Annotated in this window: 9 protein-coding genes; all 9 read left to right on the top strand. The window is 52.6% G+C overall.

The genetic code is table 11. The annotated features are described in order from the left end of the window. The first annotated feature begins 3 nt into the window (after positions 1-3). The 9 genes from BM412_RS17095 (at position 4) to BM412_RS17055 (ending at position 14,338) form a co-directional block, all read left to right on the top strand. Positions 4-1,242: an MFS transporter gene (locus BM412_RS17095; protein WP_091220925.1), complete on the top strand. Its 1,239-nt coding sequence runs from the start codon at positions 4-6 to the stop codon at positions 1,240-1,242. Positions 1,243-1,786: 544 nt separating this feature from the next. Continuing rightward, on the top strand, positions 1,787-2,896 hold the full coding sequence (locus tag BM412_RS17090) for a mandelate racemase/muconate lactonizing enzyme family protein (RefSeq protein ID WP_091220922.1): 1,110 nt from the start codon (positions 1,787-1,789) through the stop codon (positions 2,894-2,896). 185 nt (positions 2,897-3,081) lie between these two features. Continuing rightward, complete coding sequence (locus BM412_RS17085) at positions 3,082-5,436, top strand: family 78 glycoside hydrolase catalytic domain (protein WP_091220920.1); 2,355 nt, start codon at positions 3,082-3,084, stop codon at positions 5,434-5,436. A 27-nt stretch (positions 5,437-5,463) separates the two neighbouring features. Beyond that, the gene (locus BM412_RS17080) at positions 5,464-6,597 is read left to right on the top strand and encodes a GntR family transcriptional regulator (protein WP_256256400.1); all 1,134 of its coding nucleotides are present in this window, start codon (positions 5,464-5,466) and stop codon (positions 6,595-6,597) included. Positions 6,598-6,807: 210 nt separating this feature from the next. Next, positions 6,808-8,262: an ABC transporter substrate-binding protein gene (locus BM412_RS17075; RefSeq protein WP_091220914.1), complete on the top strand. Its 1,455-nt coding sequence runs from the start codon at positions 6,808-6,810 to the stop codon at positions 8,260-8,262. Positions 8,263-8,371: 109 nt separating this feature from the next. Next, the gene (locus BM412_RS17070; protein WP_091220911.1) at positions 8,372-9,490 is read left to right on the top strand and encodes an ABC transporter ATP-binding protein; all 1,119 of its coding nucleotides are present in this window, start codon (positions 8,372-8,374) and stop codon (positions 9,488-9,490) included. Next, a complete protein-coding gene (locus tag BM412_RS17065) occupies positions 9,484-12,492 on the top strand; it encodes an extracellular solute-binding protein (protein ID WP_091220908.1) in 3,009 nt (1,002 codons plus the stop codon). Before BM412_RS17070 ends, BM412_RS17065 begins: the two co-directional genes overlap by 7 nt. Continuing rightward, entirely contained in the window at positions 12,489-13,460 is a 972-nt protein-coding gene (locus BM412_RS17060) for a carbohydrate ABC transporter permease (RefSeq protein ID WP_143111644.1), read from the top strand. The genes BM412_RS17065 and BM412_RS17060 overlap by 4 nt, the downstream gene beginning before the upstream one ends. Beyond that, complete coding sequence (locus BM412_RS17055) at positions 13,457-14,338, top strand: carbohydrate ABC transporter permease (protein WP_091220905.1); 882 nt, start codon at positions 13,457-13,459, stop codon at positions 14,336-14,338. Before BM412_RS17060 ends, BM412_RS17055 begins: the two co-directional genes overlap by 4 nt.

Raw genomic sequence — 14,338 nt, 5'->3', positions numbered from 1 at the left:
AATATGAATGCCATAAAATCGCTAGTCTCGACGCTGCGGCTGCAGCTCGGCCCAAGAGCATGGCATAATTTCTGCTTTGATGCCACGGCTTCGGTATTATTTAGTTTCTTTAACGTCGTGTTCAACCAGTTTTACATTCCCATGGCGATTCAGCAAGGAGCATCCAATATTCAGGTTGGACTGCTGTCGGCGGCCCCGGCGATTGGATTGCTGCTGTCTCCAATATGGGCAAGCTGGATTGAACGCTCAGGAGACCCGAAGCCGTTTATCGTCATTCCGAACTTTATCGCCAGGGCTCTCATTATACTGCCGGCATTTTTCGGCGTCCCTTTGATTTATGTCGTCGTTGCGCTTTTCTTCCATATGCTGATGGGGGTGCAAGCACCGGCTTATGCTTCCATGGTGGTCCGAATGTATCCGCCTGAGCATCGCGGGAAGCTAATGGGCAACACAAGAGTAGCGATGGGGATCATCATGATTCCCACTGCATTCATGATCGGCAAGTGGACGGATGTTGCCGGGCCTTCCGGGCCGCTGTTGTTTGCATCCATTACCGGCGTGATTTCCATTCTCGTTTTCGCCAAAGTGAAAGCGCGTAAGGAAGCGCCGTCCAAGCTGCAAACCGCGAAGCGAGCATCGCTTAAAGAGCAGCTGCAGCTCATCAAACAGAATCGCGAGCTGGCGGTCTTCTTCCTTGCTTGCACATTTACGGGCTTCGGTAACATTATTGCGCAGCCGCTATACCAGATTATTCAAGTAAACTGGCTGGAGCTCACGAATACGGAAATCGGCTATGCGCGTGCGACTTATTTTACCTGTCTGCTGGTTTCATACTTTGTAGTCGGCAGTGTGATCGATAAGTTGTCCGCTAAACAAACGATCGCGTATGGTTTGGCTGCGTTCGCGATCGTCCCCATATTGTACGCGATCTTCGGCAATTTGCCGGCTGTTCTGATTGGCAGCGGCATTCAGGGTTTAGGGGACGCGATATGGGATATCGGCTTCCTGGCTTACGTGTTCCGACTCGCCCCGGGGCGCGAAGCCGTTGTGTTCGGGCTCCATCTGATGCTGTTCGGCATCCGCGGCAGTATCGGTCCGCTGCTCAGCACATCCTTGTCGGAGACGATGCCGATTTCTTGGCTGCTCTATGCGGCAGGATTATTCGGCCTCATCGGTCTGACGGCGTTCGTTCTCTACCATCGAAGCACAGGCGGACGGAAGCTGGAATTGGGCAATCAGTAATGCGTTATAATGGATAAGAGAGAAACCTCTGCGGCCACTTGTAAAGTGGAAGCAGAGGTTTTTTGTTAGTGTGGCAATGAAAACAGAAGACCTACCAGACCGTTGGCGCAGAATGCAGAATGCTGAACACTGAACGCTGAACACTGACTACCGACTTCTAAAAATTCTAATGAAACTCAGAGTTCTTATTTAGGGGAAATGACCGGGTTTGAAAATCTAATGAAACGTATGGAGCCGCGCCTCCGCGGTTCGTAAGAGTTAAGAAACGGCTATTTTCGCATAAAAAAGCTTTTACGTTTCGTTAGATCAAAGCAGTTACTCGTATTCGGTTAATCAACAGCCTGAGGGTGGATGGACGTTTTGCGAAAGAGAGGTAATAGTTACCGCACATGTCCAAAAATAGCTTAATGAGATAAAGAAAAGCGGCTGCAAGCAGTCTAGATTGTTAATTTACAAGACCGATTTATCGCTGTATACTTTGAATTGACATAATTCCACCTACAGTATACTTATCATTCATAATCATGAATTGGAGTGAGCCAGGATGAGAATTACGAATATCGAAACGTTTACTGTTCGATTAGCCCCGCCGCCGACTTCGCCGGATGATCTTCGCGTAACAAGCGTGGGACTAACCCGGATTCAAACCGATCAAGGCATCACCGGCTACGGGTTTCGGCTGACGGATGCGAGCAAGCTGGAGCAGCAGGTGAAACCGCGCCTGCTCGGCAAGAGCCCGCTCGATATCGAAGCACATCTGCAAAGCGGCGCGCTTGCAGGCTGCCCGTCCGTTGAGCATGCCTTGTGGGACATTGCCGGCAAAGCGGCAGGGCTCCCGGTTCGCTCCCTGCTCGGCAGTGCCAGAGAATCCATGCCTTATTATTTGACCTGCGTTTGGCCGGGCGAGTCGGATCAATCGCATATTGCCATCGAGGACCAGGCGGAGCAGCTCATCCGTTATTATGAAATGGGGCATAAGCGGTTCAAAATCCGCGCATGGCGGCCGGATCCAATGGATGATGTGCGCGTACTGGAGCATGTGCGCAAACGGATCGGGGGCCGGGATAAAGTGGAGCTGATGCTGGATCGCACGGCTCATTTGCCGGGCTGGATCTGGACCTACGAGCAAGCGCTGCAGGTTGCGCGCGGCTTGGAAGCGGTCGACGCGAATTGGTTGGAGGAGCCATTCGCGCGCGATGATTTGGCATCTTACCGGCGGCTGGCAGAAGAAGTTGATCTTCCGATTACGGGCGGGGAATTCGCGCAAGAGCTGCCAATATTCAGAGACTACTTGGTTCATCAAGCCGTCGATATCCTGCAGCCGGATGCGGCAATCAGCGGCGGAGTCTGGCCTTGCCGCAAGGCCGGCATACTCGCCGAAGCTTTCGGCGTGCCATGTATACTCCATGGCACGAGCGGTCTGGACTGGACGACGACAATGCAGGTCGGAGCCTCCATCGCATCTTGCTCGATGCTGGAATATGCGCTCATTTTCCCGCCGCTGACTCCGGAAGAGACGGTTGCGAATATAGATCGCATCCTTAAGACACCGGGCTTATTTACGTTCAAAGACGGCGAAGTGATGCTTCCGAAAGCGCCGGGACTTGGCATTGAGTTCGATGAAGAAGCCATCGAGGCACTCCGCGAACGTTAAGGTATCTTTTATCCCAAATAGAATTAGATTGAGTCGTACTAAATCATCCATTGATGATAGGTAGGACTCTTTTCTTATACATTAAAAATATAATGTATACGTATTGATAATATAACAATCGCATAATATACTTAACTTATCTTAGGTTGTCTGTTTAAGCAAATTGGACATAGAGGAGATCGGCTATGAAATGGGATGCGAACTGGATATGGCTGGAGCAGCGCGGAGAATGCAAAAACCAATACGTTGATTTCCGAAAAGTATTTCACCTTGAACCATCGGAGCTTGCGCAGCTGCCGGTGCTTCATCTGTCGGCGAGGCAGGAGTACAACCTCTGGATCAACGGACAATGGGTCGGACGCGGGCCTTCGCCATGTACACCGGAGTATCAGTACTATGATTCGTATGAAGTCAGCCGTTATTTGCAAGCAGGCGATAATGTCATTTCGGTGCTTTGCTACCAATTCGGCGAGTCCAACATTATTACGAACCAAATGCAAGGCGAAGCGGGCTTCATCGCCCAGCTTATGATCGAGACTACAACCGCGGCAACCGTTATCTCGGCTACTGACCATACATGGAAATCCCGTCAGTCTCCCCGCTTTCGCACAACGAATGAACGAATCAGTTTATGGGGCGGCTTCAAAGAAATCTATCTGGCGCATCAAGAGGATGGATGGCAGCAGACTCCCTACGACGATGCCGCATGGGCGGATTCGCAGGAGCTTGCACAAGCCGCCGATCCGAACAGTCCATGGCCGCGCTTAATCGAACGTGAAATCCCATTCCTTGCATCCGAGGCTTGCCAAGCCACCGCTATTATACGTACTGAATTGAACCTGGGTAGTGTAACGGAACCGGAATCACTTCTTGCAATTGCTTCAGCAGACATGCCGGATGCAACCGAACCGGGCTCAGCCGCCGCCCTCCTAGCAGATGCTTCCAGACCGGGCTCCATGCCTGCAGTCGTATATGACTTCGGCCGCATTGTTGTCGGCAGACCGATTCTCGAGGTCAACGCTCCGGAAGGCGGGGTCATCCGAATCGCTTACGGAGAATCGCTGGAGCTGCAGGAAGTGGACACTTTCGTGCTCAAACGGGGCTTCCAGCGTCTTCGCCCTTTTGGCCGGCGCGTGTTTCATTATTTGAAGCTCGCCTTCATGGCGACTCCGGCTCAAGTCACAGTTACTTCGCTTATCTGCGAGAAAGTCGGCTATCCATTCACCAGGCAGACGCAGTTCGGCAGCTCGGATGACCTGCTGAACCGAATTCATGAAGTGAGCTTGTATACGACGCGAATGAACTCGCACGATCATACGGAAGATTGTCCTTGGCGCGAGAAGGCGCTGTGGGTGGTGGACTCCATGGTTATGGGCAAAATCATCTATGCCAACTTCGCGGACACGGCATTGCTGCGCAAATGTTTGCTGCAAGGCGCTCGCATTCAGCTGGCGGACGGTTCGATTCCCGGCACGGGACCGGAGCATAACGGGATGCTTCTGCCTGATTTTTGTGCGTATTGGCTGATCGGCTTACATGATTATTGGCGGTACTCCGGCGATTCGTCGCTGCTTGCGGAACTGCAGCCGGTTGCCGATCGCTTGATCGATTGGTTCAGACAGCAAAGCGACGCTACAGGACTGTTCGCGCGGGCTGATCGGCCCGGATACTGGTGCTTTATCGATTGGACGGACGATATCGACCGTCGTGACAAGGTTGCCGCAATCTCCTTCCTGCGCTACAAAGCGCTGAAAGTTTACTCCGAAATGATGCGCGAGCTTGATCCGACGAATGGCAAGGCAGAGCTGGCCGAAGCCGAAGCACTAAACTTGGCGGAAGCCATTCGTACCCATCTGTGGGTAGAGGAGAACGGGCTGTTCGCAGATTGCTTGGACGGTGAGTCGCTGTCCGGCAACTATTCGCTGCAAACAAACTTCATGGCAGCTTGGTGCGGCATCATGGCGGAAGAGAATACGAACCGTTTCTTGGACAATTACTATTTTACCAAGCAGCTTCCGCCTGTCAGAGGTCCGTTCTTCCAGCATATCGTGCTTGAAGTGCTGCGCAATGCTGGCCGCAGAGAACAAGCGCTTTCGCTCATCCGCAGCTATTGGGGCGAGATGCTGAGCCGCGGAGCGACGACCTGGTGGGAAACCTTCGATGCGGAGATGCCTGCCTGCACCATACCGAGCACCTATCAAGGACATACGCCGACTTATCTGCAAGAAGGCATTCCGGTCAGCGCTTGTCATGGCTGGGGAGCGTCGCCGGCGTACTTGCTCAATGAGCTCGTGATTGGCGTGGATTTAGCTGACTTGGGGAGCGGGGTCATTTATTTGAATTCCCCTTACGAGGGAGTAGATGCGGCAGAAGCGGTTATGCCCCTGCCCGGCGGCCAAACGATCACGATTAAGTGGAAAACCGGTCCGGATGGCGTCACAGGTACCGCCGAAGTGCCTTCGAACTATCGGATCGATGCTGCTGCCAATTATCCGCTTCGCATTATCCCGCAGGAGGAAACCGAACACTCCATGGCATAAATGTGGGTCAGGTAGGGAGGAATGTTTTTGCGCGGGAAAAGAAAACATGTCTATCAGCACATCATCGAGGATCTAAAGCGGCAGATTGCAGAAGGCAAAATTCGCCATAATGAGCCGCTGCCGACCCAGATCGAGCTTGCGCGCATGTACAACACCTCCGAGATTACATCGCGCAGAGCGTTGGCAGAGCTGGCGAACGAAGGAATTATTAGCCGAACGCGCGGGAAAGGCAGCTTTCTGAAGCAGGAAACGGAACGCACAGCTTACAACGGCTTGCAGCAGCGGGCGGAGCTTAGTCAAATTTATTTTGTCTATAACAATGAAATTGCCTCCGCCTATCACCACCGTTTCTTCTCGGATTTATTGACCGGGATTAAGGAGGAGTGCGAGCTGCACGGCATTCCTTTCTACATCTGGGGGATGGATGATGAATTTCAAATGCCTGAGGGCGATGATATTGGCATCATCCTGCATCCCCACCTGAAGAATGGGAACGAAATGCCGCTTGATCTTCTTCGACAGTGGAAGGAAGAGGGCAAACGGCTTGTTACCGTTCATTTCTACTACCCTCATTTGCAAATTCCGTATGTGATCGTGGATAACTTCGTAGGCGGATATTTGGCTACGGAGCATCTGCTTTCGTTGGGCCATGAGCGCATCGGCATTATTTTGACGGGGAAATCGCCGGTTGAGATGAATCAGGAGTTTGCGCTTCGTCTTCAGGGTTACAAATTGGCGCTAACGCAGCACCGCGTCGCCTTTGATTTGGAATTGGTTTGCGTGCTCGACGGTGAGCGCGAGTCGGAGCAGATGGGGGCGGAAGGGCTGAACAGGCTGATGTCGCTGGAGCAGCGGCCAACGGCTATATTTGCGACAAGCGACAGCAAGGCGATCGGGGCGATAAAGGCAGCTGGCAAAAGAGGGCTGCTCGTACCGGACGATGTCAGCATTATCGGCTACGATGATATTCTGGTCAGTCAATTTACGATCCCAAGCCTGACGACGATCAATCAGAACACGCTGCTGCTTGGCAAGCGTGCGGCGCAAATTCTGCTGTTCGAACGGAAGAGCGAGCAGATGCGGGATGAAATCGTGCCGCAACTGATTATTCGGAGCAGTACGGGAGAAGCGAAGACAGCTTCGCCTGAATATTCGACATAAAAGTATACTTTAATTGTTGAAATAACATATTGTATAATGGAAAAGTATGTTGTAGTATTGGGTATAAGATGATTGAAGTTAAGTATACTTTTACAAGAGGTGATGCAGTAATAAGCTGACATAAGCACGTGAAAAGTGAATAGCGCGGCTTCTCGAAAGATGAATGGCAGGGTAAGGTCATGATTTTATTTCGATCAAGGGGGAATTCCTTTGTTTAAACGAAGCGCATTGAAGCCAATTTCTTTTGTAATCGCTTTCACCTTAGTTATGCTTGTCGCAGCCTGTTCTTCCGGAAATAATAATAATAACAACGCTAAGAACGCCGCTGCCAATACGAAAGAAAACACCACGAACACGGCAGCAACCTCGAACGACACCGCAGCAGCCAACAACGAAGCGGACAACGCAGCCGCTGAGCCCGTCCAAGAAGTAGATAAAACACCTGTTGAGATTACGATCTCCACATGGGTACCGGCAGACAGCCCCGAATGGCATAAAATCTCCGACGCTTTCACGAAGAAATATCCATGGATTACGGTCAAGTGGCTCTTTAACGATCCGGGCCCGAACACGATCAAAGCCGTAACGCAAAGCATCGCAGCCGGCACACCGATCGATATTTTCTGGAATCCAACGTTCGTCGATGTGGTACAGCAAGGCTTGGCTGAAGATTTGACCCCTTACTTAGAAGATCCGGAGTACAAGGAGTATCAGTTCAGCAAGGGCATCTTGGAGCCGTTCCAATACCAAGGCAAGCAATACGGTCTATCCCGCGGTAATGACACCTTCATCTTCTTCTACAATAAAGACCTCCTCGATAAATACGGCATTGACGCTCCTAAGAATGACTGGTCCTGGACGGATCTGGTCGACATGGCGAAGAAAGCTACTCATCCGGAAGACAAAGTATGGGGCATCGCGAATGATGTCATCCTCACGATCTTTGCAGGCGCCAACATTGCGGCCTCAAACGGACATTCCGACCACATCATGGATTTGAACGGTGATCTCCAGAACACGATTACTTATGTGGGCAACGATCAGAACGTCATGGACGATCATCAATTCATGATGGACTGGGTTTCCAAAGACGGCATCATGCTCAATGACAAACGCGTGAAGGATGCGGGCCTTGAAGGGGATATCTTCGCAACGGGCCATGCAGCGTTCTACTACCACGTATCGCCGACGATTCCGGGCTTTAAATCGCAATGGAAATTCAAATGGGATATTGCGCCGACGCCTAAAGGAACGGCGAAGCAAGTAGGTACTTCCTTCAATAACCCCATGTTCCTGACTAAAGCAGGCAAACACAAGGATCAAGCGTTCCAATTCATGAAATTCTGGGCTGCAACGGTAGAAGGCCAGAAGATTCTGATGGATATCGGCGGCTCGCTCCCGAACTCCACGGTGCCGGAAATCACCGACCACTTTAAGCAAATGGAAACGTACAAAGGGCTGAACGTGGATGCGCTTCTGTATGCGGCTTCAATCGGTGAAGTCGATCCGACCATCTTTATTCCGGGCGGAGCTGAAGTATCGGCAACGAACAGCGCTTGGGGTACGGATGCCTTCCAGAAAGAAACGTCCGCGTACGACTACTTCCCGACTGTAGCCGATAAAGCCAACAAAGCGATTGCAGATGCGATGGCGAAAATGAAATAGGCAAGCGAGTACAAGTCGAAATCGATCGTCTAAGCCGAGGGCATTCGCCTGAGGCTTAGGCGATTATGGTTTGCAGGCTAACTGTTGTGATCAGAGGGGGCTAGTGCGCATGGCACAGGTGTTATTCAACCATATCTCCAAACGCTATCCGGGCGAGGGGCGCAAATCGGTGGATGACTTCCATCTGGAGGTTGCCGATGGCGAGTTTCTGGTGCTCGTAGGGCCTTCCGGCTGCGGAAAATCGACGCTGCTGCGTATGCTTGCGGGTCTTGAAGAAATTACCGAAGGCGAAATGTACATCGGCGACCGGATGATCAATTACGTGTCATCCAAGGATCGCGATATCGCAATGGTATTCCAGAACTACGCGCTATATCCCCATATGACGGTGTTCGAGAACATCGCCTTCGGACTGCGTTTGCGCAAGCTCCCGCATCATGTTATTGAGGAGCGGGTAGCAAGAGCGGCCAAGGTATTGGAAATCGAAGCTCATCTCCATAAACAGCCCAGACAAATGTCAGGCGGTCAGAGACAACGCGTGGCGCTCGGCCGTGCCATGGTTCGCGAACCCGAAGTGTTCTTAATGGATGAACCGCTGTCGAATTTGGATGCGAAGCTTCGCGTTCAGATGCGGGAGGAATTGACGAAGCTGCACCGGCAACTGAAGAAAACGACGATCTATGTGACGCATGATCAGATAGAAGCGATGACGATGGGAACCAGGATCGTTGTCATGAAGCAAGGCCTCATTCAACAGGTTGCTACCCCTGAAGACATCTACAGCCATCCCGCCAATATGTTCGTTGCCAGCTTTATCGGGACGCCTCCCATGAATTTCATTCACGGCCATATCCGCAAGTGGGATTCCAAAACGTATTTTGATACGAAACGGTATTCGCTCGAAATTCCGGCAGACAAGGCGGCGCAAATCCGCTCGGAGCATTATGTGGACAAAAAAATCGTCATGGGCGTAAGAGCCGAAACGATGGCCGTCCTGCGCGATGGAGCGGATATGGAGTCTTATAAAGGCAGATCCTTGAGCGCTGCCATTGAAATCCGAGAATTACTGGGCTCCGACGCCTATTTACATCTGAATAATGAAGATCACAAGCTCGTTGTGCGAGTGGAACCGCGCAGACGTTTCTCGGAAGGAGACACGGTGACGGTCGCATTCGATATGGAGCAGATTCACTTCTTCGATCCGCAGACGGAGGAGGCGTTATGCTGATCCCAAGTCCGAGTCCGATTTCGAGCCCAAGCCAGCGCGAAACGATTGTCTCTCGCAGTTTGTTGTGGAAACGATTGGCTTGTCTGACGATCCTATCCTCACTGCTGCTGTTTGGCGGCGTTCCGCCTTATACCATGGCAGATGGTCCTGCCGGTCCCGCGCCGTTGCTGACGGAGAAGGATTACATTAATGGCAAGCTGCCTACTTATTTGGAGTGGCAGGCGACCAAAGGGAAGTCGTTCAGCGATGCCGCCGCGCTGCAGGCGCGCATTTCAGTGGATGCGTCAGCTTATGCGGCGGTATCCGAAGAGACCCATTTTACGAAGACCGATAACGGCTTGCTGTGGAAAGACGGCGAGAGCTGGATCGACTATCAGCTAACGATTCCGGAGGACGGGCTATACAATCTTGGCGTTGTGTACGAGTCGGCCGATGATGCGGTGACGGACATTATACGCGGCGTGTACATCGACGGCGAGCTGCCATTCCTGGAAGCGGACAACATTCGCTTGAAGCATAAGTTCGTGTATCAAGGCTATCCGCTCAAACGGGATGAGTTTGGGAATGATATTTTGCCGCAATCGACGATTGTGAAGGAACAGCAGGATGTTCGGCTCGCGGATTATACGGCCGATATAACACCGCTTAAATGGTATTTATCGAAAGGCGTGCACACGGTGCGCCTTGTGAATCAACAGAGTGCGATGCTGCTGAAGTCGCTCTACGCGGATTCGCCTCTGCAAATTCCCGCATACGCCGAGGTGGCAAGCGATTATCAGGCGACGGCACGGAACGGGGATTTCGTGCAGCTGGTCGAGGCAGAGCAGATGAGTGCCAAGTCCAATACGTCGATCCAGCTCCAATCGGTCAGCGATGCGCTCATCTCACCGGACCCGGAAGGGCTAATCCATTACAATGCAATGGGCGGCGAGCAGTTCCGGATCTCCGGCCAATGGGCAGAGTGGGAAATTGAAGTGCCGGAGACGGGCTTGTATGAGCTCGGTTTCAAATTCAAACAGGCGTTTCTGAACAATTCCTACACGAATGAGTCGATCATGATTGACGGCCAAACACCGTTCAAGGAAATGCTGGATGTGCAGTTTGCCTACAGCAAATCATGGGGCTGGGCAGGGAAATCACTGGCCGATAAACAAGGCAAGCCGTTCCTGTTCCAATTAACAAAAGGCAAGCACACGGTGCGCATCAGTCCTACAGCGGCGCCGATGAAGCCTATCTATGAGGGACTTCTTCGCAACCTGAATCGCATCTCGGCGCTGGAGCAGCGGATCCGTAAGGTGACGGGCAATTACGAGCGATCCTATACGAGCGGCGGCAACGTCGATCTAAACCGCGATTGGCAGCTGGAGAAATATATCCCGGATATCGAGGAACGATTGACGGAGATTGAAGCCGATTTGACCGGACTGGCCGATCGGTTGTCGGGGCTGACCATCGGGGAATCGGATGTTGAATCCTCGTTCCGCGCTGCCGCGTACGAATTCAACAATATGAAGAGTCGTATTCGGCAAATTCCAAGCGAGTTGCAGCTGTTTGCGACGACGCAGCAGAAGCTGAGCAGCTGGGCGTTTCGGATGCTGGATCAGCCGCTTATGCTCGATTACTTATGGGTGTCGCAGCCGGGAGCGGAGCTGCCGCAGGTGGCGCCGAATATGTGGCAGAAGCTGGGGAATACGGCCGTCAATTTCTACCGTTCCTTCGTGATCGACTACAACTTTACGCGAGATGATCCGAAGGCCATCGATGTGTGGGTGAACAGAGGCCGGAACTATGTGCGGCTCATTCAACAGCTCGCCGATGAAACCTTCACGCCGGAGACCGGCATTCATGTCAACGTGAATATCGTGCCGGACCCGAATATGCTTATTCTCGGCAATCTCGCCGGCGATCAGCCTGATGCCGCGCTTGGCGTAGATGGCGGAGTGGTCGGTGATTTCGCCATGCGGGGTGCGCTGGCTGACTTGACGAAGATGCCGGGCTACAACGATGCCATCCAAGCGTTTAACCCGGGCGCGATGCGGGTGTTCCACTACGATGGGGGCAATTACGCGCTGCCGGAAACGCAAAACTTCAAAATCATGATGTACCGCACCGACATCCTGGAGCAGCTGGGGCTGAAGCCGCCGCAAACCTGGGAGGACGTGTACACGATGCTGCCAACGTTGCAGCAGAGCGGACATGAATTTTTCTATACGCCGGCGGACTACTTATCCTTCCTCTATCAGAATGGAGCGGAGCTCTATAGTAAGGACGGCTTGGTATCGGGTCTCGATACGGATGCGGCATTTAAAGGATTCAAGCAATGGACGCAGCTGTTCACGCTATTCCAGCTGCCGAAGGAAGTGCCGAGCTTCTTCAACCATTTCCGTCTGGGCGATATGCCGATCGGAATTACCGACTTTAACACGTATTTGCTTACGCAGGTGGCTGCGCCGGAAATCGCGGGCAAATGGCAGATTGCGCCAATCCCGGGCAATATGGACGAGAAGAGCGGGACCGTTCTTCGCTGGGCAGGTGGTCCGCTGCAGGCGGGCATTATCTATGAGAAGTCGGAGAAACAGGAGCTGGCCTGGAAATTCCTCCAGTGGTGGACGTCGGAGAAGACGCAGGTGCGATTCGGCAATGACATCGAAGCGATCTATGGTCCGGAATATCGCTGGAATTCCGCGAACATGGACGCTTTTGCGAAGCTGCCTTGGCCGCGCTCGCAGCTATCGGCCATTCTGGAACAATGGAAATGGTACAAGGAAGCGCCGAACGTGCCGGGCGGATATTTTACGGCAAGGCAGCTCGTATTTGCTTGGCAGAATGTAGTGGCGGCGAACGCGGTACCGAGGGAAGAGCTCGATAAAGCGATCATTGCCATCAACCAGGAAATGGCGCGCAAGCAGGTGGAGTTCAAAATGCGGGATTCTGTAGGGAAGGTTCTTCATCCGATCGATATTCCGGATGTGCCGAGCCCGGGTAAAGGGGAGGAGCCATGAGTTACGAGGTGGAGTTAGCCAACAAAACAACGCTTGTGGTCCCGGAGAAGAAAACGAGCCGATGGCTGCGCAGGGAGACGGTTGCCGGCTATATCTTCGTCGCGCCGTTCATGATTACGTTCATTATCTTCATCGTCGTGCCGATCTTGGCTGCAATCGCGCTTTCCTTCTATACCTTCGATGCCTTCTCCAGGCCGGAGTTTGTAGGCTGGCATAATTTCTTGGCCATTCTGACGCAGGATCGCATCTTCTTCCAATATGCGATTCCGAATACGATTCAGTTTGCGCTCATCGTGGGTCCGGGCGGTTATCTCCTCTGTTTCCTGCTGGCTTGGCTCATTAATCAGCTGCCGAAGACGGCTCGCGACTTGCTCGCTCTTGCGATCTATACGCCTTCCATCTTCCAAGGCGTTGCCATGACTGTCGTCTGGACCGTTGTGTTCAGCGGCGACCGGGTTGGTTACTTGAACCAATTGATGCTCAATTGGGGCTTGTCCGATGTTCCGATTCTATGGCTGCAGAAGCCGGCTTATTTCATGCCGATTATGATTGCCATATCGTTATGGGCCAGTATGGGCGTTGGTTTCTTGGCGATGCTGGCGGGACTGCAGACTGTCAATCAAGAGATGTATGAAGCAGGCAAAATCGACGGGATCTCCAACCGGCTGCAGGAGATCATCTACATTACGATTCCGGCGATACGCCCGCAAATGCTCTTCGGCGCCGTTATGGCCGTCGTCGGCACGTTGAAGGCCGGAGCCATCGGAACGCTGCTCGCTACGGCAACCGGTCAATTGATTACGCCAAGCTATTCGGGGCATCTCATGACGAACCATATCGACGATTTCGCATTTGTCCGGTACGAGTTCGGCTACGCGTCGGCGTTGTCCGTCATATTGCTGCTGCTGATTTACGGCTCTTCGAAGTTTTCGTTCCTGCTCTTCGGCACGAAGGAGGATGAACGATGAACACGCATGGTATTCGCCGCTTCATCCGCTGTACGTTCAAATGGGATTTGTTCCAGACGATGACGACGATATTCCTGACGTTGCTTGGCTTGTTCATGCTGCTGCCCGTAGTGTTCGTCTTCAGCCAAGCGTTCAAACCGATCGGGGAGCTGTTCGCGTACCCGCCGAAATTTTATGTCGTCAATCCGACCTTATTCAATTATCAGCAGCTGTTCCAGCAGTCTGTCACGGCTGTCGTCCCGTTCACGCGATACTTGTTCAACAGCATCCTGACAACCGGCGCAACGGTGGCGGGGATCGTCCTTATCAGTACGATGGCTGCCTACGCCTTCTCCAAAATCTCTTTCCCGGGCAGCAAGGCGCTCAATGCGCTCATCATCGTATCGCTCATGTTCGCGCCTGAATCCGTCGGGATTCCGCGCTACTTGGTTATTACGCATATCGGCATTATGAACACTTATTTGGCTCATATTTTGCCCCTGGTCGCGATGCCTGTCGGGGTATTCCTGCTCAAACAGTTCGTCGACCAGGTTCCCAACGAGCTGATCGAAGCGACCAAAATTGACGGCGGGCGGGAATATACGATCTTCGTCCGCATCATTATGCCGATGTGTCTGCCTGCTACCGCTACGGTTGCGATTCTGGCGTTTCAAGCTTCCTGGGCGCAGACGGAAACGTCGAATTTGTTCGTGACGATCGAGTCGATGAAGACGCTTCCTTATTATGTCACGACACTGACGAACGGCGCGGCGAATAACGTGGTCGGGCAAGGGATCGCAGCTGCGGCAAGCTTAATTATTTTCGTGCCGAACATTATCTTCTTCATGCTCTCGCAGCGCCGCGTGATGGCGACGATGGCACATTCGGGCATCAAATAG

Source organism: Paenibacillus sp. BC26, from assembly GCF_900116125.1.
In the GTDB taxonomy this organism is placed as follows: domain Bacteria; phylum Bacillota; class Bacilli; order Paenibacillales; family Paenibacillaceae; genus Paenibacillus_Z; species Paenibacillus_Z lignilyticus.
This window is presented reverse-complemented; position numbering and strand designations above follow the sequence as displayed.